Source organism: Amycolatopsis sp. NPDC003865, from assembly GCF_053605345.1.
Genome location: NZ_JBSGJA010000008.1, coordinates 79,653 through 103,222, shown reverse-complemented (window position 1 = coordinate 103,222; position 23,570 = coordinate 79,653). Strand labels below are relative to the sequence as shown.

At 72.3% G+C, this 23,570-nt stretch carries 18 protein-coding genes; 11 read left to right on the top strand and 7 right to left on the bottom strand.

Annotated elements, in window-relative coordinates:
* Positions 1-9 precede the first annotated feature (9 nt).
* Entirely contained in the window at positions 10-1,086 is a 1,077-nt protein-coding gene (locus ACWEVP_RS20365; protein WP_452064112.1) for a nitroreductase/quinone reductase family protein, read from the top strand.
* A 2-nt stretch (positions 1,087-1,088) separates the two neighbouring features.
* On the opposite strand, the gene ACWEVP_RS20360 is transcribed toward ACWEVP_RS20365, so the two are convergent.
* Positions 1,089-2,021 (bottom strand): galactose-1-phosphate uridylyltransferase, encoded by a 933-nt coding sequence (locus ACWEVP_RS20360; protein ID WP_452064111.1) that lies wholly within the window; start codon positions 2,019-2,021, stop codon positions 1,089-1,091.
* Positions 2,018-3,424, bottom strand: coding sequence for a glycosyltransferase (locus ACWEVP_RS20355; RefSeq protein WP_452064110.1), 1,407 nt, complete (start codon positions 3,422-3,424; stop codon positions 2,018-2,020). Before ACWEVP_RS20355 ends, ACWEVP_RS20360 begins: the two co-directional genes overlap by 4 nt.
* A gap of 198 nt (positions 3,425-3,622) precedes the next feature.
* Here ACWEVP_RS20355 and ACWEVP_RS20350 point away from each other — a divergent pair, with 198 nt between their 5' ends.
* The 5 genes from ACWEVP_RS20350 to ACWEVP_RS20330 all read left to right on the top strand — a co-directional run bounded on the left by ACWEVP_RS20350 (position 3,623) and on the right by ACWEVP_RS20330 (position 7,552).
* Positions 3,623-4,243 (top strand): Rv1733c family protein, encoded by a 621-nt coding sequence (locus ACWEVP_RS20350; protein WP_452064109.1) that lies wholly within the window; start codon positions 3,623-3,625, stop codon positions 4,241-4,243.
* A gap of 236 nt (positions 4,244-4,479) precedes the next feature.
* A complete protein-coding gene (locus tag ACWEVP_RS20345; protein WP_452064108.1) occupies positions 4,480-4,974 on the top strand; it encodes a SigE family RNA polymerase sigma factor in 495 nt (164 codons plus the stop codon).
* A complete protein-coding gene (locus ACWEVP_RS20340; RefSeq protein ID WP_452064107.1) occupies positions 4,974-5,864 on the top strand; it encodes a hypothetical protein in 891 nt (296 codons plus the stop codon). Before ACWEVP_RS20345 ends, ACWEVP_RS20340 begins: the two co-directional genes overlap by 1 nt.
* A 31-nt stretch (positions 5,865-5,895) precedes the next feature.
* Positions 5,896-6,738, top strand: coding sequence for a serine hydrolase (locus ACWEVP_RS20335; protein ID WP_452064106.1), 843 nt, complete (start codon positions 5,896-5,898; stop codon positions 6,736-6,738).
* A 40-nt stretch (positions 6,739-6,778) separates the two neighbouring features.
* Positions 6,779-7,552, top strand: coding sequence for a maleylpyruvate isomerase family mycothiol-dependent enzyme (locus ACWEVP_RS20330; protein ID WP_452064105.1), 774 nt, complete (start codon positions 6,779-6,781; stop codon positions 7,550-7,552).
* Positions 7,553-7,555: 3 nt separating this feature from the next.
* On the opposite strand, the gene ACWEVP_RS20325 is transcribed toward ACWEVP_RS20330, so the two are convergent.
* The 5 genes from ACWEVP_RS20325 to ACWEVP_RS20305 form a co-directional block, all read right to left on the bottom strand.
* Positions 7,556-8,482, bottom strand: a complete 927-nt coding sequence (locus tag ACWEVP_RS20325; protein WP_452064104.1) for a hypothetical protein — start codon at positions 8,480-8,482, stop codon at positions 7,556-7,558.
* Positions 8,483-8,488: 6 nt separating this feature from the next.
* A complete protein-coding gene (locus ACWEVP_RS20320; protein ID WP_452064103.1) occupies positions 8,489-8,980 on the bottom strand; it encodes a hypothetical protein in 492 nt (163 codons plus the stop codon).
* A 90-nt stretch (positions 8,981-9,070) separates the two neighbouring features.
* Complete coding sequence (locus ACWEVP_RS20315; protein ID WP_452064102.1) at positions 9,071-10,510, bottom strand: flavin monoamine oxidase family protein; 1,440 nt, start codon at positions 10,508-10,510, stop codon at positions 9,071-9,073.
* 2 nt (positions 10,511-10,512) lie between these two features.
* A complete protein-coding gene (locus tag ACWEVP_RS20310; protein WP_452064101.1) occupies positions 10,513-11,688 on the bottom strand; it encodes an LLM class flavin-dependent oxidoreductase in 1,176 nt (391 codons plus the stop codon).
* A 143-nt stretch (positions 11,689-11,831) separates the two neighbouring features.
* On the bottom strand, positions 11,832-14,120 hold the full coding sequence (locus ACWEVP_RS20305; RefSeq protein WP_452064100.1) for an ATP-binding cassette domain-containing protein: 2,289 nt from the start codon (positions 14,118-14,120) through the stop codon (positions 11,832-11,834).
* Between the two features lie 211 nt (positions 14,121-14,331).
* Here ACWEVP_RS20305 and ACWEVP_RS20300 point away from each other — a divergent pair, with 211 nt between their 5' ends.
* From ACWEVP_RS20300 to ACWEVP_RS20280, 5 genes are all read left to right on the top strand, one after another.
* Entirely contained in the window at positions 14,332-14,814 is a 483-nt protein-coding gene (locus ACWEVP_RS20300; RefSeq protein ID WP_452064099.1) for a MarR family winged helix-turn-helix transcriptional regulator, read from the top strand.
* Between the two features lie 429 nt (positions 14,815-15,243).
* Positions 15,244-17,025, top strand: a complete 1,782-nt coding sequence (locus tag ACWEVP_RS20295; RefSeq protein WP_452064098.1) for a non-ribosomal peptide synthetase — start codon at positions 15,244-15,246, stop codon at positions 17,023-17,025.
* Positions 17,026-17,083: 58 nt separating this feature from the next.
* Positions 17,084-21,499: a non-ribosomal peptide synthetase family protein gene (locus tag ACWEVP_RS20290; protein WP_452064097.1), complete on the top strand. Its 4,416-nt coding sequence runs from the start codon at positions 17,084-17,086 to the stop codon at positions 21,497-21,499.
* Between the two features lie 54 nt (positions 21,500-21,553).
* Positions 21,554-22,804 carry a 3-deoxy-7-phosphoheptulonate synthase gene (locus ACWEVP_RS20285; RefSeq protein ID WP_452064096.1) on the top strand — a complete coding sequence of 417 codons (1,251 nt, stop codon included), beginning with the start codon at positions 21,554-21,556 and terminating at the stop codon, positions 22,802-22,804.
* On the top strand, positions 22,801-23,568 hold the full coding sequence (locus tag ACWEVP_RS20280; RefSeq protein ID WP_452064095.1) for a 2,3-dihydro-2,3-dihydroxybenzoate dehydrogenase: 768 nt from the start codon (positions 22,801-22,803) through the stop codon (positions 23,566-23,568). Before ACWEVP_RS20285 ends, ACWEVP_RS20280 begins: the two co-directional genes overlap by 4 nt.
* The last annotated feature ends 2 nt before the right edge of the window (positions 23,569-23,570 follow it).

Sequence of the window (23,570 nt, the reverse complement as noted above, 5' to 3'; positions counted from 1 at the left end):
GGCACGGCCATGACCGACACCGCCGTCACCGGCGAAGACCTGCTGACCGACCGGTTCCTGCCGAGGTTCGACGTCACGCTGATCGAGCACGTGGTCGCCGACGCCGACGTCGGAGAAACCTGGCGAGCCGTGGCCGAGCTCGATCTGCTGCGCGTCCGGTCGCCGCTGACCGACCTGGCGGTGTTCAGGCGGACCACGGCGGCCGAGCTGAAGCCCTTCGGCCGCGGCACCGGGCTCCCCGGCTGGGTGCGGCTGGGCGAAACGCCGGGACGCGAAGTGGTCCTGGGCACGGTCGGGCGGTTCTGGCTGCCCGGCGTCGAGTGGTTCGACGTGCGGGCGATGACGCCCGCGGAGTTCGCGGAGTTCACCGAACCCGGCTGGTGCCGGGTCACGGCCGGGATTTCGGTGCGGCCCTACGGCTCCGCACGCACGTTGGTCACTTACGAAGCCCGGGCCGCCGCCACCGACCCGGGGTCGGCCCGCCGGTTCGCCCGGCATTGGCTGCTGGTCCGGCCCTTCGCGCGCTTCGTCATGCTGGCCACGTTGCGGACGATCCGCGACGACGCGGCGTCCCTCGTCGACGGCCGCCGCGCGCGGCCGGACGGCCCGGTGCACCGGTGGTACCGCCGCCAGTACCGCGGCGGCCGGCCCCACGGCGTGGCCCGGCTGATGAACCGCGGTGCCGCGCTCGCGTACGGGGCCGGCGTGCTGCCGAAGCGGGTCGTGACGCTCGAGGTGCCCGGCCGGGCCACCGGGCGGCTGGTCCGGGTTCCCCTCGTGGTCGCCGACCACGACGGCGAGCGCTACCTCGTGGCGATGCTGGGCGAACGGACCCAGTGGGTGCGCAACGTCCGCGCCGCCGGCGGGCACGTGCTGCTCCGGCACGGCCGCGACGAAACCGTGCGGCTGCAAGAGATCGCCCCCGAGGAGCGTCCGCCGGTGCTTCGCCGCTACCTGGCCGTCGCACCCGGGGCCCGGGCCCACATCGCGGTCGACCGGCGCGCTCCGCTGGAAGACTTCGCCCGGATCGCCGCGGACGTCCCGGTGTTCCGGATCGTGCCGGAGGTCCCGCCCGCAGGGGAGTGAGCTCACCGCGGCCGGGCCGCGCCGACCGCGGTGCGCAGGCGGGCGGCGGCGTGTTCCGGGACCACCGTCGTCACGGGGACGCCGGTCGCCAGCTCCAGCCCGGCCGGCACCTCCAGGCGGGGCACCACTTGCAGCGACCACGCGAGGAACGGCGCGCTCTCGTAGCCGCGGGGCGCGGTCCGCAGGACGACGTTGTACGCCGGATCGGCCAGCTCGGCGCGCAACGCGGCGAGCACCGCCCGCAGGCACCCGGCCGCCGCGTGGATCTCCTCGGCGGTCGCGGCCGCGAAGTCCGCCCGCGGGTGGTGCGGGACGATCCGGACCTCGTAGGCCGCGATCGGCGCGAACGGCGTGTAGGCGACCGCGTGGTCGTCGGCGAAGACGATCCGCTTGCCCTCGCTGAGCGCCGCCCGGAGGTGTTCGTCGGCCGGCCGCCGCCCCCGGTCGCGGTGGTGCGTGCGCGCGGTCTCCAGTTCGCGCCGGGTGCCGGCGGACAGCACCGGCAGCCCGGCCACCTGCGAGTGCGGGTGCGCCAGGGAGATCCCGGCCGCGAGGCCGTGGTTGCGGAACACGACGACCTGGGCGGCCGAGGGCCGCAGCGCCCGGAGGCGGTGCTGCCACGCCGTCAGGACGTCCGCGACCTCGGCTTCGGTGCCGGTCGCCAGATCCCAGTCGTGGCGCGGTGATTCGATGACGATCTCGTGCTTGTCGGACAGCGCGTAGCGGTTCGGGACCGCGCGCACCCGCCAGCCTCCGCCGGCATCGGGCAGCCGCCAGGTCTCCGGCGGGGTGTCCTCGCCGGCACCCGGGCAGAACGGGCACCCGGCCGGGCCGAGGTGGTGCGGGCGGTCCTGACGGCCGGGGGCGAGCACGGTCCAGTCCTCGGTCTCGGCGTTCCAGCGCAGTTCGCCGCCGTGCCACTGCCGGGTCGTCACGATGCTTCTCCTTCCAGGAAAGCGGTGCGGCACCGGGACGAGCAGAAGCGGTGGGTCTGCCCGTCGCGGACCGTGGTGGGCGCGCCGGGCGGGACGGTCAGCCCGCAGACCGGGTCGCGGTGGTCGGACCGGGTCAGCAGCGCGCCGGGCGGGTCGCCGTGGGCGAGGCCGTCCAGCAGGGTCAGCTCGTCGAGCAGGAGCCGGGGGAGGAGGAAGTGCCGCCGGACCCGCTCGCGGCCCGCCGCCCCCGTCGCCGCCGCGCGGACCGGGTCCCGCAGCAGCTCGAGCAGCGCCTTCGCGCACTCGTCGGTCGAGCCGACGAGCAGGCCGCCGGTGTCGTCGGCGACCTGCAGGGGGATCCCGCCCGCCCGGCCCGCGACGACCGGCGTGCCCTTCCACAGCGCCTCGGAGACGACGAGCCCGAACCCCTCGCGGACCGACTTCTGGATCATCACCGACGAACACCGCTGGAACGCGTTGACCTCCACGTTGCCGACGCCGGTGAGGTTGGTGAAGACGTGGATGTCCGGGTCGTCGCGACCGGCCTCGCCGATCTGGCGGTAGACGTCCCAGCCCTGGGGGTCGTCGAGCGCCATCGAGCCGACCAGCGCGAGCTGGAGCCCGGGTACCTCGGGCCGGATCAGGCGGAACGCGTCGATCACGCCCAGCGGGTCCTTCCACGGGTCGAACCGCGACACCTGCGTCACGAGCGGGCGGCCGGGTTCGATGCCGATCCAGTTGAGCACCGCGTGCGCGGTCCGCTCGTCGAGGGACATGTTCTTGGGACTGAGCGGGTCGATCGCCGGGCAGATGAGGTCCGCGCGGTCGCGCGGCAGCGTCGGGGGCACGAAGTCCGCCATCGTGAAGACCGTCGCGTCGTAGCGTTCGACGAACCCGCCGAGGTAGTCCCACGCGCCCGGCGCGGGCTCGGACGTGTCGATGTGGCAGCGCCACACCGACCGGGCCCGCCGACCGTCCGCATAGGACAGTACGGCGGCGGGCTGCGGATCGTGCACGAAGACGAAGTCGCAGTCCCGGAAGTCCGGGTCGGCCGACAGCTGTTCGGCGTTGCGGCGCGAGGTCTCTTCGTAGCGCCGGATGTCGGCGTCCGTGAGCGGTTCGGTGCCGCCCTGCAAGGCGTTGTGCAGCTTCTTCGTCACGGCGAAGAACTCCGGCTCGCCGCTGATGATCTTCCAGCTCGTGCGGACCCCGAGATCGGTGTAGAGCGGGACGACCGAGCGCAGCAGCTCGGAAACGCCGCCGCCGTAGGGGGTCGCGCTCAGGTGGAGCACCCGCGCGCCGCGCAGCCGGCCCGCGACCTCCAGCAGGGGCTCCACGATCCAGTCCGGGGCGACCGTCCGGTAGGCCGAGACGGACAGCGCACCGACGTCGACGGTCTGCATGGGGCGGCCTCTCACTCGACGGGCTCGCGTCCAGCGTCGGGCTTTCCGGGCTGCCACGGCCAGGGCCCAAAGTCACCGGAACCGCGGTGGCGGGAACGGCCGCAGGGCCCGCGGGACGAGGACTGTTTCCCCTGCGCCGCGCCCGCGGTCCCCGGCCATGCTGGCGGCAGGTTTCCGGCGGCGCGGAGGGCAGGAGCGATGGACACCAGGATGCGGTTGACCCGGCTGCGGCACAGCCTCCTGCCCGGACGCGGCTCGCCGGCCCGGCCGTCGGACCGGCTCCAGGCGCGGCTGCTGGGCCTGGTGATCCTCCTGTCGCTCGTGGCGGCCGCGGGAGCGGTGCTGCTCGGCATCGGCGTCTACGCGGTGGAGGCGGCGAAGTCCCGCGAACAGACGGCCACCCGCTACACCGTGGCAGCGACCCTGCTGACCGACGGTCCTTTGCCGGCCGCGGCCGGCCGCGGCGGCACGCCCTTCGACTCCGGCCCGGCCCGGGCGACCTGGTGGACCCGCGACGGGCAGCAGCGCGTCGGCGACGTCGACGCGCCGGCGGGCGCGGCCGCGGGCCGGCGGATCGACATCTGGCTGGATCGGACGGGTACGCCGAGCGAACGCCCGCTCACCGCGGCCGCGGCGGTCGTCGGTGGCCCGCTCGCGGCGCTGACCTTCTGGGCGGCCGTGACGTCGGTGCTCGTCGGTGGCTACCGCGTGGTGGTCTTCGTGCTGGACCGCCACCGCTTCGCCCAGTGGCAGCGGGAGTGGACCGCCCTGCAGACCGGCCGCCCGCGCCGCGACGACCAGAGCCCGGCCGGTTCCTGAGCGCGGGGATCCCCAGGCGCAGGCCCGGCAGACGGCGGACCACCGTGGCCGGAGCCCTTCCACCCGGCGGACGGTGAACGCGAGCGCCGCGGCGTCCGCGGACGGGTAGGGACCGGGCTCGACGTCCATCGCCCGATCGAGGGGCACGCCCGGGCCGGGGCATACCGCTGACGGCGGTCCGAACTTTTCCGGCCGCGACTGCAACAGCGCGGCGGAGCGGCGGCATCTTAAGGGGTGTGCAGTTCGAAGAGTTCTCGCGCGAGCAGCTGCCCGGTCTCGTGCGGTTCGCCGCCGTGCTGACCGGGGACCGGGAACTGGCCCAGGACGTCGTGCAGGACGCGCTCGTGCGGGCGCACCAGCGGTGGCGGCACGTGGCCGCCGCCGACCGGCCTGAGCTCTACCTCCGGAAGATGGTCGTCAACGGCTACCTCGGCTGGCGGCGCCGGTGGTACCAGCGGTCCGTGCGCCCCACGCCGGACGTGGCCCTGCTCCGGGAGCAGGCCGCGCCCGATCCGGCGCGGCGGATCGCCGACGCCGACCAGCTCGACGGGCTGCTCGCGCGGCTGAGCCGGGCCCAGCGCGCGTCGATCGTGCTGCGGTTCTACGAGGACCGCGACGACCAGGAGATCGCCGCGGTGCTCGGCTGCGCGCCCGGAACCGTGCGCAGCCACATCTCGCGCGGCCTGAGCTCGCTGCGCGTCGGGATCGAAGAAGGCAAGGAGAGCGTGTGATGACCGACCTCGACGAGCTGCGCCGCGTGCTGCGCGCGCAGGAGTCGCTGGCCCCCGACCCGGGTGCCGTGCTCGCCGGCGCCACCCGGCGGATCCGGCGGCGGCGGGCGACCAGCGTCGCCGCGGTGACCTTGACCGTGGCCGCGCTGGGTGCCGGCGCGGTCGGGCTGCTGGACCGGGGCAGCCCGGCGGTGACGCCGCCGGCCACGCTCGCGGGCCCGGGGTCGTCCGCGCCGAGCGCGGCACCGGACGCCGCGAAGGTGCCCCCGCCCGCGCCGGCGATCTCCCTCGAGGACAAGTCCTGGAACCTGCTGTTCTGGGCCGTCCAGCCACACTTCGCCAGCCTCCACTACGGGCAGGACCACCGGTACGGGTTCGAGATCCAAGTCCGCGACGGCCGCGCCCCCGCGGGCGCACTGCCCGCGAAACCCACGACCGCCGGGCAGCTCGCGCACCCGCAGACCGTCATGTGGCAGGACGGACCGCAGCGGTGGGTCCGGGTGGAGACCTCGAAGCCGGTGCAGGCCGCGGAAATGCTCGGGCTGCTGGCGAAGATCGGTACCACGCCACCGGCGCTCGCGTCCCCGCTGAAGTCCCTGCAGGTCCCCGACGGGCAGAAGGTCGCGACGTTCACCAGCGAGCCCGAGACCAACACCCTCGTGCTCTGCCCCGACCTCGAAGCGAACCTGGCACCGCTGCCCCCCGGGTGCTTCTCCCTGTTCGTGTTCCTGACCGGCACCGGCGAATCGACGGGCGCCGTCGACCCGAAGGACCCGCTGCCCGCGCACCTGAGCAAGAAGCTCGGCGGGTACACCCTCGAAATGAGCAGCTCCTACCCCAATAAGGCGGCCGCGCAGGCCCTGCTGGATTCCGTGCGGCTCAACCGATAGCGGGGCTGCGCGCCCGGCCGAAGGGGTTCCGATGCGTGGTTCCGTGCTCCTCGCCCTGGTCTGCCTCGTCGTCGGTGCGCTCACCGCGGCGGTCTGCCTCCGTCCGGTGCAGGCACCCGTCGCGGCGGAACGGCCGGTGGTGTACCTGCCCGTCCCGCCGGTCACGACCGCGCCGGCCGCGGTGGACGAGGTGGTGACCGTCGACGTCCGCGGCGAATGGTCGTGGGCGTTGCGCGACCTCGGCACCGGCGCCGTCGTCGGCGACGGGACGCTGCGCACCACGACCGAATCCCTGGTCGAGCTCTGGCTCGCCGCGGACTACCTCGCCTCCCGGGACTCGCCGCTCCCGGCCGCGGACGAGGCCAGGGTGACCCGGGTGGTCCGCGGCGGTGACGACCGCGCCGCGCAGACGCTGTACCGGCGGCTCGGCGGGGACGCCTCGCTCGCCCGGATGATCCGGACCTGCGGGCTGCGCGACACGCTGGTCCACCCGGGCCGGTGGGCCGAGACCACGATGTCCGCGCCCGACGCGAGCCTGCTCGGCCGGTGCGTGGCCCGCGGTCCGGGCCTGAGCCCGCGGTGGCGGGACAAGCTGCTCGACCTGATGCGGCAGGCCGGGCCCGGCGACGCGTTCGGCATCCCGGAGGCGCCGGTCTTCGCCGGGCTCCACCCGGCGCTCGGGAACGACCGGGCGCGGCAGGGGAACCGGTGGGCGGTGACCTGCCTGGCGATCTGGGACCGGTGGGTGCTCGCGGTCATGGTCCGCTACCCGGACCAGGGTGCCGGGTACCGGTACGGGGCGGAGGTCTGCAAGAGCGTCGCCCAGCAGCTGTTCGGCCGCACGGATCCCGGGGTGCGCCGGGCCGGTGGGTGATCGGCGGAACATCCGCGCGCACCCGCGGGTTGAGCGTGGCATGAGCCAACTCGTGGACCGCACGATCACCGCCCTGCGCACCGAGCACGACGCGCTCGCCGGCCTCGTCCGCACCCTCACCGACGAGCAGCTGGCCGCGCCCAGCGGCGCCGCGGAATGGACCGTCGCCCAGGCGCTCTCCCACCTCGGCAGCGGCGCGGAGATCGGCCGCGCGCCGATCGCGCGGGCCGCCGGGGAAACCGTGGCGGCCGAGGACAACCAGACGATCTGGGCCCGCTGGGACGCGTCCGCGCCGCGTGCGCAGGCCGAGGGGTTCCTGGCGCACAACGCCCGCTGGCTCGACACGGTCGAGGCGCTGACGGCCGGGCAGCGTTCCGCGCTGACCGTCGACCTCGGCTTCCTGCCGGAGCCGGTCCCGCTGGTGACCGCGCTGGGCATGCGGCTCAACGAGGTCGCCAACCACTCGTGGGACGTGCGGGTGGCGTTCGATTCCCAGGCCGGGGTGGACGCCGGATCGGCGGAGGTGCTCGTCGACCTGCTGACCGGGCCGCTGGGGTTCCTCGTGGGTTTCTTCGCGAAGCCGGCCGAGCTCACGCAGCCGGCGTCGGTCGCGGTCCCCGGCGGTGCCCTGGTGATCGACGACGCGGTGACCGTGGTGGACCACCTCGAGTCGCCGTCCGCGACGTTCACCGGCCCGGCGGAAGCGGTCATCCGGTTGCTCAGCGGCCGGCTGAAGGCGCCGTACGACCAGGGGGTCACGGTCGAAGGGAGCGTCACGCTCGAGGACCTGCGCCGGGTGTTCCCCGGGTTCTGAGGATCAGCACCCCCCGCTCGGCGTCGCGCCGGGCGGGGCGAACTCCAGGCGCAGCGCGCCGGAGCGGGGGACGACGAACGCGACGCCGTCCGACGGGCGCCACCGCGCGGTCACGAACACGTACTGCCCACCGGACTGGAGCAGCAGCTTCAACCCCGTGTACCGGTACTTGTACGCGGCTTCCGGCTGTCCGCAGCCGGCTTGCCGGACGCCTTCCGCCTCGAGGCTGAGGCTGCGCTCGCTGTAGACGGTGACGGCGGGCAGCGCGGGTATCCGTGCCGCGGCGGTGAACGCCTCCCGGACGCCGACCTGCGCCGAGTAGTCGGAGACCGCCCAGAACAGCCCGAAGGCCACGAGCAGGTACGTGGTGATCCATTCGGCGACCAGGAACGCCGGGGCGTGCGTACCGGGCACCAGCCGGCGCCAGCCGGTCACCGCGAGGACCACACCGGTCGCGAAGGCCAGCCCGGGCAATCCGGCGTAGAGGTCGAACGGGTCGGCGCCGAGCACCGCGGGCACGGTGACCCCGACCAGAGCCAGACCCGCGATCGTCGCGACCGGCGGACCGATGCGGGCCAGCGCAGCCCGGATCCGGTCCGGCAGCAGGAACCGCGCGAGCCGGACGACGGCGAACAGCACCAGCCCGGTACCCGCCGCGGCGCCGATCGGCAGGTGCAGCCCGAAGGCGCCGCGCGCGAGGATCTCTTGCGCGGTCTGGTCGAGCACGGTGTAGTGCACCCGGAAGTAGCCGAAGAACTGTTGCGTGTAGACGAGTCCGAAGAAGTACAGCAACGCGCTGAACAGGGCGAGGTTCGCCGCCACCGACGCGATCACCTTGAGCGCCTGCGAAGCCCCGGCCTTCGCGCGGGCGGCGCCGTCTTCGGGTTCGGGTCGCCGCAGGCCGGTGCGGCGGGCTCCGCGGCCGGGCACGGGCACCTACGGTGTTTCCGAAGGCGAGTCCGACGTGCTTCCCGCCGGCGGAGCCGGTTCCCCGGTGTCCGGGCACGGTGCGGTGTGGACGGTGACGACCCCGCCGCGCCCGACTTCCAAAGCCGGGGTGAGCAACACGGCGCACGCGGTTTCGCTGCCGTCGATCCGGACGGTGATCCCGCACCGCGGTCGCGGGCACCCCAGGCCCCGGGTGGCGTCGTCCAGTTGCCCTTCGAGGGAGTCCCGGACGTCCTTGGCCAGGCGGTCGTGCGACCCGACCTGGGTGCTGTCGTACCTGATCGGGCTGCCCAGCGCGCCGGGCGGGTCCGGGCTCCGCGACGGACCCGGTGCCGGCGGCTCGGAGGGCTCCGCCGAAGGTCCGGACGTCACCGGAGCCGGTTCCCCGGTCGTCGCCGCCGGGTTTCCGGGCGCGGACGTCCCGTCGCATCCCGCCACGAGCATCGCGGCCGCGGCCGCCGCGCTCCACCACACCTTCATCGACGGTTCGCCCCCTCACCTGGACTTCCTGGGTAGAGGAGGCGCGGATCCGCGAGAAAATACAACCACCGATCCGGTGACGGCGGGCAGTCAGCCCGCCGTGCACGATTCGACAAAAGCGCGGACGCCCGATTCGAGCGCGTAGTTCATCGACCCGCCGTTGGGTTCGAAACTAGTGTGCTCACCGGCGAAGTGGATGCGGTTCTCCGGCGCGCGGATGGCCGGCATCAGCTTGCTGTGCCCGCGCTCCGGCAGGACGTAGGACCCCTCGATCCACGGCTCGTGGTCCCACGCCACCGAAACCCCCAGTTCGAACTGCTCGTGCGCGCCCGGGAACATCGTGTCCACGTGGTCCAGCACGAACCGCACGCGCTCCTCCTCGGTCATCGCCGCGATCGCGCGGGCGCGCCAGCCCGTCATCAGCACCTCGAGGATGCGCCTCGGGCCCGGCTGGTTCGCCGTCGCGTCGCGGACCCAGCGGATCGGCAGGTCCGTCGACACCGAGACGTTGTGCCCCTTCCAGAACTGCTCGCGCACCTGGAGGTAGACCCGGACGATGGACGCGTACCGCAGTTTGCGCATCGCGTCGACCTTCGCTTCCGAGAGCCGCGCGTGGCTGACGTCGACGTGGCGGATCGCGCTGAACGGCACCGTCACCACGACCCGGTCGGCGCCGAGCCGGGCGAGCCGGCCGTGGTCGAGGTAGGTCACCGTGGCCGAGTCGTCGTCCTGGTCGAGCCGCACGACCGGCGCCCGGTAGCGGATGCGGTCGCGCACCCGGTGCGCGAAGGCGCGAGGCAGCTCGTCGGTGCCGCCGTCGATCTTCCCCCACCCCTCGGTCGAGGTGAGCAGCGAGCGGTAACCGCTTTCATGACGCAGCCACGACAACGCCGACGCCGAGAGCAGGTCGCCGCCGCGCATCTCGAGGAACATCGGTTCCATGAGGTCGATCGCCGTCTGCGACGCCCCGCGGGCGCGCAGCACTTCGTCCACGGAGGATCGGTCGAGCTCCTCGAGGTCGGCCGAGGGTGCCCAGTGCGGCGCGGTCAGGCCGGCGCCGAGCTCGTCGGCGGCCGCCGTGACGTACCGGGCGATCAGCTCGGGGACCCCCAGACCGCGCTCGTGGTCGGCGAGCGGCAGGCCGGCCGCGGCGAGGGAATCGGCGTCCGGGCGGACGAACCTGCCGTCGACGAAGTAGGAGAAGTCCTGGTCGAGCAGGTCCGACCGGTCCAGCCCGACGCCCAGCCGCTGCCGGTAGTGGGTGACGTAGTGGCATTCCGGCGTCACGGTCATCGCCCCGGCCTCGACCCGCAGGCCGTCGGCGAACGGCTGCCGCAGGGTGCGGGCCCGGCCACCGGCCCGTTCGGTGGCCTCGAGCACGGTGACCTCGCACCCCGCCCGGTGCAGCTCCCAGGCGGCGGCCAGGCCGGCCAGCCCCGCCCCGACGACGATCGCCGTCCGGGGCGGGCGCAGGCCGCGCAGGTCTTCGCCGAGGTGCCGGCGCAGGTCGGCGGAGGTGAGCGCGGGCACCGTCACCAGCTCCAGCCGCGCTCCGCGGGCGGGGTCCAGACGTTCGCCTTCTCCAGGTACGGGAAGACTTCGCCCATCAGCTCGATCTGCTCGGCGTCGTACATCACCGGCAGGAACATGAACCCGCGCACGCCGGTCTCGCGGTGCAGGTCCAGCAGCTGCCCGGCGACCGTCTCCGGCGACCCGACGAGCACCTTGCTGCCGCACGCCAGGCCGAGCGTCCGGGCGATGTCGTCGAACTCGCCCTCGTAGTTCTCCTGGTAGGTCTCGCTGCCGCCCATCAGCTCGGTCGCGATGTCCCGCGCGGCACCCATGTCGAGCGAGTCGCGCACCCAGGAGAACTTCTCCTGGGCCTCGGTGTCGGTCTTGCCCAGCAGCACGCCGACCGCGCCGGCCATGTTGACGTCCAGCGGATCCCGCCCGGCGGCCTCGGTGCGCCCGGCCAGCGAGTCGACCGTCTTGCGGACCTTCGAGTAGTCGTCCGGCAACGGCGTGAACGCGAAGTCGCAGGTTTCGGCGATCAGCTGCTGGCCCGCGGCCGAGACACCGGCGTTGAACAGGCACGGCCACGGCTGCTGCTCGATGTGCGGGCCGATCAGGCTGCCGCGCAGATCGTGGTATTCGCCGTGGAATTCGACGTGCTCACCGCGCGCGGCCCACAGCGTCTTGACCGCTTCGACGGCTTCGGTGGTGATCTTGTAGCGCAGGTCGTGGTCGGTGTCGGTGGGCGCGCCGAGCAGCTCGGCCTCCGGCGTTTTCCAGCCCGGCACGATGTTCCAGCCCCAGCGGCCGCCGCTGAGCGCGTCCAGGTTGGCGCCGAGGCGGGCGATGACGCCGGGGGAGAGGTAGCGGGTGTGCATGGTGGTGACGACGCCGATGTGCTGCGTCGCGGCCATCACGACCGGCGCGTAGATCGGCGCCGAGATGTGCGGCTGGGCGTGCCCGATGCGGGCGCTGTTCTCGCCGTGGGTGATGTAGCCGTCGGCGAAGAACACGTAGTCCATGCCGATGTCTTCGACGCGGCGGGCGAGGTCCATCTGCGTGGCCGGGTCGAGCGAGTCCGGGTTGCGGTCGGCGACCGCCTTGGACGTCGCGGTGGGCGTCGGCGAGCTGAGCCACATGAAACCGAATCGCAGCTGCCCGTCGGGGAGGCGGTCCTTGGTCGTGCCACGGGACATGCGCATCTCCTATCCGATGGTTGCTTTCCGGCAACCATACTAATCACTCGATAGGGTGATGTGTCAACCGTTTCGCTTGTGGATCAACGAAAGTGCGCAAAATATACTGTCCTCAGTGGACAGTTAACGAGTACACCGGGAAATCACTTCGCGTTCTCGAGGTCTGCCCGCAGGTATTCGGCCGTGAAGGACTTCTTGTCCTTGAGCAGCTTCTCCGGCGTCCCCTCGAACAGCACGCGCCCGCCGTGGCGGCCGGCCTCCGGGCCCAGGTCGATCACCCAGTCCGCGTGCTTCACCACGTCGAGGTCGTGCTCGATCACCACGACCGTGTTGCCGCCGTCCACCAAGCGGTCCAGCAGGTCCAGCAGGTGCCCGATGTCGGCCATGTGCAGACCGGTCGTCGGTTCGTCGAACAGGTAGACGTTGCCGGTCTCCCGCAGCCGGTGCGCGAGCTTGACCCGTTGGCGCTCGCCGCCGGACAACGTCGACAGCGGCTGTCCCAGCGTCAGGTACGACAGCCCGACTTCGGCCAGCAGGTCCAGCTTCTTCGTGATCGGCTCTTCGTCGAAGTAGCCGAGGGCCTCTTCGACGGTCAGTGCGAGGACCTCGACGATGTTCTTGCCCCGCAACGTCTTGTCGAGCACCTCGGGCCGGTACCGCTGCCCGTCGCAGGCTTCGCAGATCGTCGTCACCGGGTCCATGTACGCCAGATCGGTCTCGATGACGCCGCGGCCCTTGCACTCCGGGCAGCCGCCTTCGGAGTTGAAGCTGAACAGCCCCGGCTGCGCGTTGTTGGCTTCGGCGAACAGCTTCCGGATCGCGTCCATGACGTCCAGGTAGGTCGCCGGCGTCGAGCGCGTCGACACCCCGATCGCCGACTGGTCGATCAGCACGGCGTCCGGGTGCTGCTCGCGCAGCGCCCCCGAGACGAGGGTGCTCTTGCCCGACCCCGCCACCCCGGTCACCACGGTGAGCACGCCGGTCGGCACGTCGACCGTCACGTCGTGCAGGTTGTGCAGATCGGCCTTCTCGATGGGCAGCTGCCCGGTCGGCTCGCGGAACTCCTCCTTGAGTCCCGGGATGTGCGTGAGGCACTTGCCGGTCGGTGTGGAAGAGCGTCGCAGCTGCTTGACCGTGCCTTCGAAGACGACTTCGCCGCCGTGCGTGCCCGCGCCGGGCCCCATGTCGACGACGTGGTCGGCGATGGCGATGACGTCGCGGTCGTGCTCGACGACCAGGACCGTGTTGCCCTTGTCCCGCAGCTCGCACAGCAGCTCGTTGAGCCGGTGCACGTCCCGCGGGTGCAGCCCGACGCTCGGCTCGTCGAAGACGTAGGTCAGGTCGGTGAGGCTGCTGCCGAGGTGCTTGACCGTCTTGAGGCGCTGGCCCTCGCCGCCGGACAGCGTCGAGGTCTCGCGGTCGAGGCTCAGGTACCCCAGCCCGATCGCTTCGACGCGGTCGAGTGCCGCCAGCGCGCCGGCCAGTACCGACTTCGCCGCCGGGATGTCCAGGGACTTCAGCTCGGCGATCAGCTCGCTGACCTCCATCGCGCAGTGGTCGGCGATGTTCTTGCCGTGGATCTTCGACGCCAGCGCGGCCTGGTTCAGCCGGCCGCCCTTGCAGACCGCGCACGGCCCTTCGGCGACGATCTTCTCCACCTCGCGGCGGTCGCGCTCCTTGAGCGTGTCCAGGCCGTTCTTCAGGTAGCGGCGGGTCAGCTTGACGACGACGCCCTCGTATTCGTTCGAATAGTTCTGCCGCTTGCCCGAGCGGTCCACCCGAAACCCGCCGCCGTGCAGCAGCAGGTCCCATTCCTTCTTCGTGAACTTCTTGAGCGGCTTGTCCGGGTCGAACAGCCCGGACTGGGCGTAGAGCTGCCACATGTAGGTGCCGATGGCGAACAGCGGCGAGTCCAGCGCGCCCTCGTTGAGCGTCTTGTCGTAGTCGATCAGCAGGTCGAGGTCGAGTTTCGTGGTCCGGCCCAGCCCCTGGCACTCCTCGCACATGCCCTGGGGGTCGTTGAACGAGTACAGGTTCGACGACCCGGCGCTGGGCTTGCCGTACCGGGAGAACAGCACGCGCAGCATCGCGTGGATCTCGCTCATCGTCCCGACGGTCGAGCGGGCGTTGCCGCCGATCGGCTTCTGGTCCACCACGATCGCCGTGGACAGGTTGCTCATCCGCTCCGCGCGCGGGCGCTCGTGCTTGGGCAGCCGGTTGCGGATGAACCAGCTGAACGTCTCGCTGAGCTGGCGCTGCGACTCGACCGCGATCGTGTCGAACACGATCGACGACTTGCCCGAGCCCGAGACGCCGGTGAACACGGTGATCTCGCCCTTGGGGATGCGGAGCGAGACGTTCTTCAGGTTGTTCTCGCACGCACCCTCGAGCACGATGTGGCCGCCGGTGCGCCGGGTCTGCCCGTTCGCCATGACCTGCGCCTCCTCGTCCCGGAGCGGCGGGTGCGCGGCACCGGGGTCGATCGGACGATTGGTTTCCGTTCGGCAATCACTTTACCAGTCGGTGGCCTTCGCGGCCGCGCGAGGAGCGTCGTGCTCCGAGGGTGACCTGCCGGCGAACGCGAAGTGATATCCTCTGATCTTCCGACTGCGGCGCGCTTTCCCTCGAAAGCTGAGGTGGGCAATGACGAAGTTCCACGGTTCCCCGACCGCTCCGCCGGGCCGTCCCGGCGAACTGGAGAACGCGCTGTCCTATCTCCAGTGCGTACTGGTGGCGCGGCGCACGCGCGCGACCCCGGAGAAGATCACCTGGTCGCAGTACGACGTGCTGGAGACGCTGCGGATCCACGGCCCGCTGACGCCCTCGGCGATCGGGGAGTCCCTCGGGATCTCGCGGCAGAGCACGTCCAAGCTGCTGCGCGTGCTCAAGGACCAGTTCCTCATCGAGCAGACCTCGCGCGGCACCGACCGGCGCGAGCAGACGACGTCGCTGACCGAAGAGGGCGAAGAATTCCTCATGCGCGCAGCTCAGGGGCGTCGGGAGACCGCGAAGGTCGCCGGGGCGGCGCTGACCGCGGGCGAGGCGAGCCTGTTCGCCGAGCTCTGCCAGAAGGTCGCCGACTCCCTGCACTCCACACCCCAGCCTTTCCCGCTCCGCGACGTCTGAGCCGCGCCGGTCACGCCCGGCCCCCAGTCGTGCACTCCCGGTGGCGAGTGCCCTGGGGGCCGCCGGCCCAAACGCGGCCGGCGCGATGTCACCCGGCGTGCACGCCGGGCCTTCACATCCCTCGCTGGGCCGATCGGAGCAGCGCGCACCGCTGATGGTCGTCAATCCGCACCGGATCCGCGCGCCCGAGTTGCGGTGCCCGCGGCCGCCGGTACGGTTCGCGCGCGAATTCACGGCTATTCACCATTTTCTCAGGTAATCGATTTCACGCGATAAGCGCGACGCTCGGTTATTTGAGTTTCGAACGAATTCGGGGCGGGTTGACAGCCTCTGGGGCCCTTTGCATACTGGTTGCTGAAAAGAAATCATCTCGTCTGAATTGATCATTGCTGCCGCCGTTCGTGCGGCGCCATCGGACCGGGGGATCCCATGCTTGTCGACGGAAATCCGGCCGGGTACGAAGAACTCGTGCTGCCGCGGCTGTTCGAGCGCGCCGCCGCCGGCCATCCACATCGGACGGCCCTGAGCGGCGACGGTCCCGAAGTGTCCTATGCGGACTTGAACGCCCGCGCCAACCGGCTCGCCCGGATCCTGCGCATGATGCAGGTCCGCGACGGCGCGCCGGCCGGGCTCTACCTCGACCGCTCGGCGGACCTCGTGGTCACGCTGCTCGCGGTCCTCAAGGCCGGCGGGTGCGTCGTCCCGCTCAACCCGGCGTACCCGGCCCGGATGATCCGCCACATCGTCGAGGCGACCGGCCTGCGGACGATCGTCCACCAGGGGCAGCCGTCACTGGCCGAGGCGGACCTCCCGGTCCGGCAGGCGCACGTCGCCGACCTGCTCGGGGAAAGCGCTTCACAGGACGGCGGCGACCTGCCCACCGCGCCCGCCGCCGGGGACGACGCGTTCGTCCTGTTCACCTCCGGGTCCACCGGGCGGCCCAAGGGCGTCCGGCTGGCCCACCGCGGCCTCGCCCGGCTGGCCGTCGCCGACCCGAAGCTGACGATCACCGCCGACGACTGCCTGGTGCAGCTGGCCGCGTTCTCCTTCGCCGCCTCCGGCAACGAGTTCTGGCTGAGCCTGCTCAACGGCGCCGAGCTCGTCCTGCTCCCGCCCGGCCTGCCGTCGCTGTCCGATCTGCGGGACGTCGTCCGCAAGCGCGGCGTCAGCGTGCTGAGCCTGCCCTGCGGGCTGTTCAACCTCCTGGTCGACAACGAACTCGACGTCCTGCGCGAGCTGCGCGTGATCATGGTCAGCGGCGACTTCCCGTCGCCCGCGCACCTGGCGACCGCGGCGGAGAACACCGGCGCCGCGATCTTCAACGGCTACGGCTGCACCGAGAACTCCGCCATCTCCTCGCTGTACCCGGTCACGCCCGAGGTCCGCGAACTCGACCGGGTGCCGGTCGGCAAGCCGCTGGCCGGCGTCACCATGGACGTGCTCGATCCCGACGGCAGGCCGTGCCCGCCCGGCGACGTCGGCGAGCTGGTCGTCGGCGGCCTCGGCGTCGCCAACGGCTACCTGAACCCGCCGGACGCGCCGGCCGCGAAGTTCGTCGACGGCGGCACGCGGTACCGCACCGGCGACCTGGCCCGGCTCACCCCCGACGGCGACGTCGTGCTCGTCGGGCGGTCCGACAGCCTCGTCAAGATCCGCGGGTTCCGCGTCGAGACCAGCGCCGTCGAACTCGCCCTCAAGTCCATCGACGACATCGAGCACGCCGTCGTCAAGGCGTTCGGCGACGAGGCGGGCGAAAAGAGCCTCGTCGCGTTCTACACGACCTGGAGCGGTCAGGAGATCGGCGCCGGCGAACTGATCGCGCAGCTCGCCGACGCGGTGCCGGAGTACATGATCCCCTCGGACTTCCACCGGCTCGACGCGATGCCGGCGAACCTCAACGGAAAGATCGACCGGGCCGCCCTGCACGACCCGCGCGCCCGGTCCCGGAAAGAAAAGGAGCAGCCCATGACGAACCCCCTCGAAACGGTCATCCTGCAGATGTGGCGCGACATCATCGGCACCGACGACTACTCCGCCACGGACCCGTTCGTCGGGCACGGCGGCAATTCCCTGCACTTCGTGAAGTTCGCTTCCGGGCTGCAGTCGGTCTTCGCGGTCGAAGTGCGCCCCGAAGACGTGTTCCGGCACGGCACCGTCCGGGGCCTCGCCGAGCACATCGAGTCGCTGCGGGCGGGCACCCCCGCCCGCTGAGCCGGCAGACCGAACCGACGCACGGGGGGTCCGCGATGATCGGAGAGGTACTGACACCATGGAAAACCCACTCGAGTCGGTGATCCGCCGGATCCGCTCCGGCGTCACCGCCGACGGTGCGGCCGGCCACGAGCAGTTCGCCGGGCTGCTCAGTGCGCTGCTGGGGGTCACCCTGGGGGCCGAAGACGTCCGGCGCCACGAGGATCCCGCCGACCTGGCCCGGCACATCGACGACCTGCGCGGGGGCCCGCCCGGGCTGACCGCGACCGCGGCGGACGGCCCCGCCCCGGCGTCCTACGGCCAGCGCGGCATCTGGTTCATCGACCAGTACTCGCCACGCCCGGCGGCCTACAACGCGCCGTTCGTGTTCACCGTCAAGACGCCGCTCGACACCGGCGTGCTGCACGAAAGCCTGCTGGCGCTGATGGCCGGGCACGAAGTCCTGCGCACCACGTTCTCCGCGGAAGACGGCGACGTCCGCCAGCACGTCGGCGCGGAACCGGCCTGCGATTTCTCGGTCGTCGCCCTGAGCGCCGGCCGTCCGCTGGACGAGGTCGTGGCCGAGGTGGTCGACACCGAGTTCGACCTGGCCGCCGGGCCGCTGGTCAAGGTCGTCTGCGCGGTCGAGCCCGACGGGCCGGCGCACGTCGTGTGCAGCATCCACCACATCGTCTTCGACGCGGCGTCGGCCGGGGTGTTCCTCACCGAATGGTTCACCCGCTACCACGCCGCCCTCGCCGGGGACGCCTACGACGAAGGCGAACCCCGGCCGCAGTACCGCGATTTCGCCCGCCGGCAACGGGAAACAGTCCGCGGCGACCGCCTGGAAGAACTGCTCGCGCACTGGGAGACCCGGCTCGCCGGGCCGCTGCCGCTGCTCGACCTGCCCGCCGACCGCCCACGGCCGCAGGAGCAGTCCCACCGCGGCGACATCGTCCGCTTCGACCTCCCGCCCGAGCTGACCGACCGGCTGCGCGCGCTCGCCGCCGACGAAGGCGTCACGCTGTTCATGCTCCTGGAGGCTGCCTACGCGGCGTTCCTGCACCTGCACACGCGCCAGGACGACCTGCTCGTCGGCAGCCCGGTCTCGTTGCGGGACCTGCCCGAGACGGCGGACATGCTCGGGTACTTCGTCAACATGGTCGTCTTCCGCCACCGCGTGCGGGCGGACCTGCCGCTGCGCGAACTGTACGCGCAGTCGCGCACCGAGGTCACCGAAGCGCTGCGGCACAAGGACGCGCCGTTCGAGAAGGTCATCGAGCGGGTCAACCCGCCGCGCAGCCCGAGCCACGCGCCGGTCTTCCAGACCATGTTCGTGCTCCCCGACTCCGACTGGGCGGCGCTGGACCGGCTGGGTCTCGACGCCGACCTCGACCTCTACGTCAGCCGCAGCTCCAAGTACGACCTCTCGCTGATCGTCGAACAGGACGGAACCGCACTGCGCGGGGTGTTCGAGTACGACACGGCCTTGTTCGACCGCGAGACCGTCGAGGCGTTCGGCGACCGGTACGTCCGGCTGCTCGACGCCCTCGCCGACCACCCCGGCGGCACCGTCGGCGACCTGGGGCTGCTCTCGGAAGAGCAAGAACAAGAGGTCCTGGAATGGTGCGCGCCGCCGCCGGAGGACACCACCCGCCGCCCGGTCGCCGAGCTGTTCGAGACCCAGGCCGCGGTGACCCCGGACGCGCCCGCGCTGGAGCACGGCGACCGCGTGCTGACCTACCGCGAACTCAACGGCCGCGCCAACCGCCTGGCCCGGGACCTGCGGGCGAAGGGCGTCGGACGCGGCGACCGCGTCGGCATCCACATCCCGCGGTCGCCGGAGATGGTCGTCGCGCTCCTGGGCGTGCTGAAGGCGGGCGCCGCGTACGTGCCGGTCGACCCGTCCTACCCCGCCGAGCGGATCGACTACATGCTCGCGGACTCCGGCGTCGCGCTGGTGCTGGAGTCGGGGGAGCCCGAAGCCGGCGACGAAACCGACCTGGGGCGGCTGAAGAGCGGCGACGACGAGATCTACGTGATCTACACCTCCGGCTCCACCGGCCGGCCCAAGGGGGTCGTGCTCACCGAGGCCACGGTCACCAACCTCGTCGAATACCTGCGGCGCACGTCGCCGGTCGGCGCGACCGGCCGGACGCTGCAGTACATGACGCTGTCCTTCGACGTGTCGGTGATGGAGATCCTGGGGACGCTCTGCGCGGGCGGCACGCTCGTGCTGATCGACGAAGACCTGCAGAAGGACCTGCACCGGCTGAGCGACTTCCTGCGCGAACGCCGGATCTCCCGCACCTACCTGCCGTACGTGGCCGTGCAGCAGCTGGCCGCCGTGGCCGAGGACAAGCCGTTCCCGGACCTGGTGGAGATCGCCTCCGTCGGCGAGCAGCTGGTGATCACCCCGCAGATCCGCGAGTTCTTCGCCCGCCGCCCGGAAATCCGGTTCCTCAACATGTACGGGCCGTCCGAGACGCACCTCGCCTCGGCGCACGAGCTGACCGGGGACCCGGCCGGGTGGCCGGAGGCACCGTCGATCGGCGGCCCGATCGGGGGCCTGTCGATGCTGGCCCTCGACGAGGGCGGCCGGCTCGTCCCGCCCGGCGTGCCGGGCGAGCTGTACCTCGGCGGCGACCTGCTTTCGCCCGGCTACCACGGCCTGCCCGAGCAGACCCGGGAACGGTTCGTGGAGACGCCGTTCGGGCGCCTCTACCGGACCGGCGACCTGGTCCGCTACGACCGCGGCGGCGAGTTCGCCTACCTCGGCCGCGCCGACACCCAGATCAAGATCCGCGGCTACCGCGTCGAACCCGCCGAGGTCGAGGCGGCGCTCAACGAGCTGCCCGGCGTCCGCGCGTCCGCCGTCGCCGCGGTGGCGTTCGGCGCGGGGGACCGGCGGCTGGCCGGCTACCTCGTCACCGACGACGAGATCGACCCGGTCGCGGTGCGGTCCGCGCTGTCCGGGACGCTGCCGGACTACCTGGTGCCGTCGCACTTCGTGCGGCTCGCCGCGCTGCCGACCGCGCCCAGCGGCAAGATCGACCGCAAGGCGCTGCCGGACCTGTTCGACCCCGGCCCGGCGGGTGCGTCCCGGCCGCCGGAGACGCCGACCGAGCTGGCCGTCGCCGAAGCGTGGACCGACCTGCTGGGCACCGGCGGCGTCGGCGTCGACGAGGACTTCTTCGCCGCCGGCGGGCACTCGATCCTGGCGACCGAGCTGATGTACCGGCTGCGCAAGCGGTTCGCCGTCGACGTCCCGCTGCGGACGCTGTTCGACGACCCGACCGTCGGCGGGATGGCCGCGCGCATCGACGCGCTGGTGGCCGGGACCGACGACGGCGGCCGCGTCGACCTGCGCGCCGACGTGAAGCTGCCGGACCACATCCGCGCCACCGGGAGCGCGGCCACCGCCGAAGACGTCCTGCTCACCGGCGCGACCGGGTTCCTCGGCATCCACCTGCTGCGCGAGCTGCTGGCCGGGACGGCGAACCGGGTGCACTGCCTGGTTCGCGCGCCGGACGCCGGGAGCGCGTGGCAGCGGATCGCCGAGACGGCCGAGCGGTACGGCATCGGCGAGTCCCTCGACCGCGACCGGGTCACGGCGGTGCCGGGCGACCTCGCCGCCGACCGGTTCGGACTGTCCGGACCGGACTACGACGACCTCACCCGCCGCGTCGGCACGATCCACCACACGGCCGCGCACATCAACTTCGTCGCCCCGTACGCATCGGTGAAACAGGCCAATGTGGACGGTCTGGTCCGGGTCGTCGAATTCGCGGCGACCGGCCCGGTCAAGCCGGTGCACTACACCTCGACCGTGGCGGTGTTCTCGCCGAAGCCGCGCGCCGAGCCGATCACCGAGGACGACGTCCCGGACGACGCGGACGACCTCACGATCGGTTACACGCAGAGCAAATGGGTCGCCGAAGAGATCGCGCGGCTGGCCCGCGACCGCGGGGTGCCGGTGACGATCTACCGCATCGGCCGGATCGCCGGCAACAGCGAAACCGGCGCCCTGCAGACCGAGGACTTCCTCTGGCGGCAGGTCAAGAGCTTCCTCGAGCTGGGCGTCGTCCCGCCGCCCGAGGAGCACGACACCGACCTGCTGCCGGTCGACTTCGTCGGCCGCGCCCTGGTCCGGCTCTCGCGGGCGCGGCCCGCGGAAAACCGGACGTGGCACCTGTTCAACCCGGACATCAAGACGTTCGACGTCGTCTACCGGGCCATCCGCGAACTGGGGTACCCGCTCGAGGAAATCCCGGTGGGGGAGTGGCGGGCGGCGCTCGCCGACCGCGCCAACCCGCTGTCCGCGATGGCGCCGCTCTACCAGGAAGGCGCGCTCGACATCGGCGACAACACTTACGCCAACGAGCGCACCGGACGCGAACTGGCCCGGCTGGGCCTGCGCTGGCCGGAGATCACCCCGGCCGTGTTCACGAGAATGATCGGCTATTTCCGTGAAACGGGCGAATTCACCGGCTGAGGCCGCTTCGCCCCCGTTCTTTCCCGATTTTCCCTCTCCAGCAAGGAATGCGCGATGAGGAAGACGCTGCCCGCACGGGTCCGGCCGGTGCTGCACCGCACCCCCGATCCGGGCGCCGAGCCCCTGACCGGCTACCCCGCCGCCCAGCAACCCGAGTGGCCCGACCCGCACGCGCTCGCCGAGGTCCGCGACACCCTGGCCGAGCGCGAAGACGTCGTCGGCCCCGCCGAAGTGCTGCAGCTGCGGTCCCTGCTGGCCCGCGCGGCCGAAGGCGAGTTCTGCGTCCTGCAGGCCGGCGACTGCGCCGAGGACCCGGCCGACACCGGCGTCCGGGCGGTCGCCCGCAAGGTCGGCATGCTCGACACGCTCGCCGAGGTGATGCGCGTCGGCTCCGGACGTCCGGTCCTGGAGGTCGGCCGGATCGCCGGCCAGTACGCCAAACCGCGCTCGGCGAACGTCGAGGAGGTCGACGGCCGGGAGCTGCCGGTCTACCGCGGCCCGATCGTCAACAGCCCCGAGCCGACGCCCGAGGCCCGCACACCGGACCCGGCCCGGATCCTGGCCGCGCACCGGGCCGCGCTCGACGTCCGCGCGTCGATCGGGCGGCTCGGCCGCGGCGCGGAGGCCGACCCGGCCGGGCGGATCTGGACCAGCCACGAAGCACTGCTGCTGGACTACGAGGTCCCGCTCGTGCGGCAGCTGCCGGGCGGCCGCCGCTACCTGGCGTCGACGCACTGGCCGTGGATCGGCGAGCGGACCCGGCGCCCGGACGGCGCGCACGTGCACCTGCTGTCCACTGTGGTCAATCCGGTGTCGGCGAAGGTGAGCGCGAAGGCGTCGATCGACGAAGTCCTCGAACTGTGCGGGCGGATCGATCCCTTCCGCACCCCCGGGCGGCTCACGCTGATCCCGCGCTTCGGTGCCGCCCGGATCGGGCAGCTCGCCCCGCTGGTGCGGGCGGTGCGCGACGCCGGGCACCCGGTGCTGTGGCTGTGCGATCCCATGCACGGCAACACCGTCGTCGCCGACGACGGGCTCAAGGTCCGGTGGCTCGAGGACATCATGAACGAGCTGCGCCAGTTCGTCCGGATCGTCACCGTCGAAGGCGGCGCGTGCGCCGGGCTGCACGTGGAGGCCTCGCCGAGCGAGATCTCCGAGTGCCACGGCGCCGGCATCACGGCCGCCCGCGGGCCCGGTTACACGACGCTGTGCGACCCGCGGCTGAACCTGACCCAGGCCGTCGCGCTGACCGCGCACTGGCAGCCGGAGACCACGAGCGAACTGAGGATGGAGCTGGCGTCATGACCGTGACCCTGGTGACCGGCGCGGCGAGCGGCATCGGCGCCGCCACCGCGACCCTGCTCGCCGAGCGCGGGCACACCCTGGCGTTGTTCGACCGCGACGAGGCCGCCCTGACCGACGTGGCGAAGCCCCTGCTGGACGACGGTCGCAGCGTCTACACCTACACCGTGGACGTCACCTCCAGCGCGGAGGTCGACGCCGCCGTCGAGCGGGTCGAGAACGGCTTCGGCCCCATCTCCGGCCTGGCGAACGTCGCCGGCGTGCTCCGAATGGGCCGCGTGGCCGAGCTGTCCGACGAGGACTGGAACGCGACCTTCGCGGTCAACGCGACCGGCGTGTTCCACGTCTGCCGCGCGGTGTCCCGCCGGATGGCCACGCGGAAGACCGGCTCGATCGTCACCGTAGCCTCGAACGCCGCGGGCGTGCCGCGCAGCCACATGGCCGCCTACGCCGCGTCCAAAGCCGCCGCGACGAGCCTGACCCACAGCCTCGGCCTGGACCTCGCCCCGCTGGGCATCCGCTGCAACGTCGTCGCACCCGGTTCGACCGACACCCCGATGCTCCGGTCCATGTGGACGGACGAGACCGGCTCGAAGTCCACTTTGGACGGCGACCCCGGGCAGTTCCGGCTGGGCATCCCGCTCGGGCGGATCGGCTCGCCCGAGGACGTCGCCCGCAGCGTGGCGTTCCTGCTGTCCGACGAAGCCCGGCACGTGACGCTGGCGACCCTGCTCGTCGACGGCGGCGCGGCGCTCGGCGCGGTCTGAAG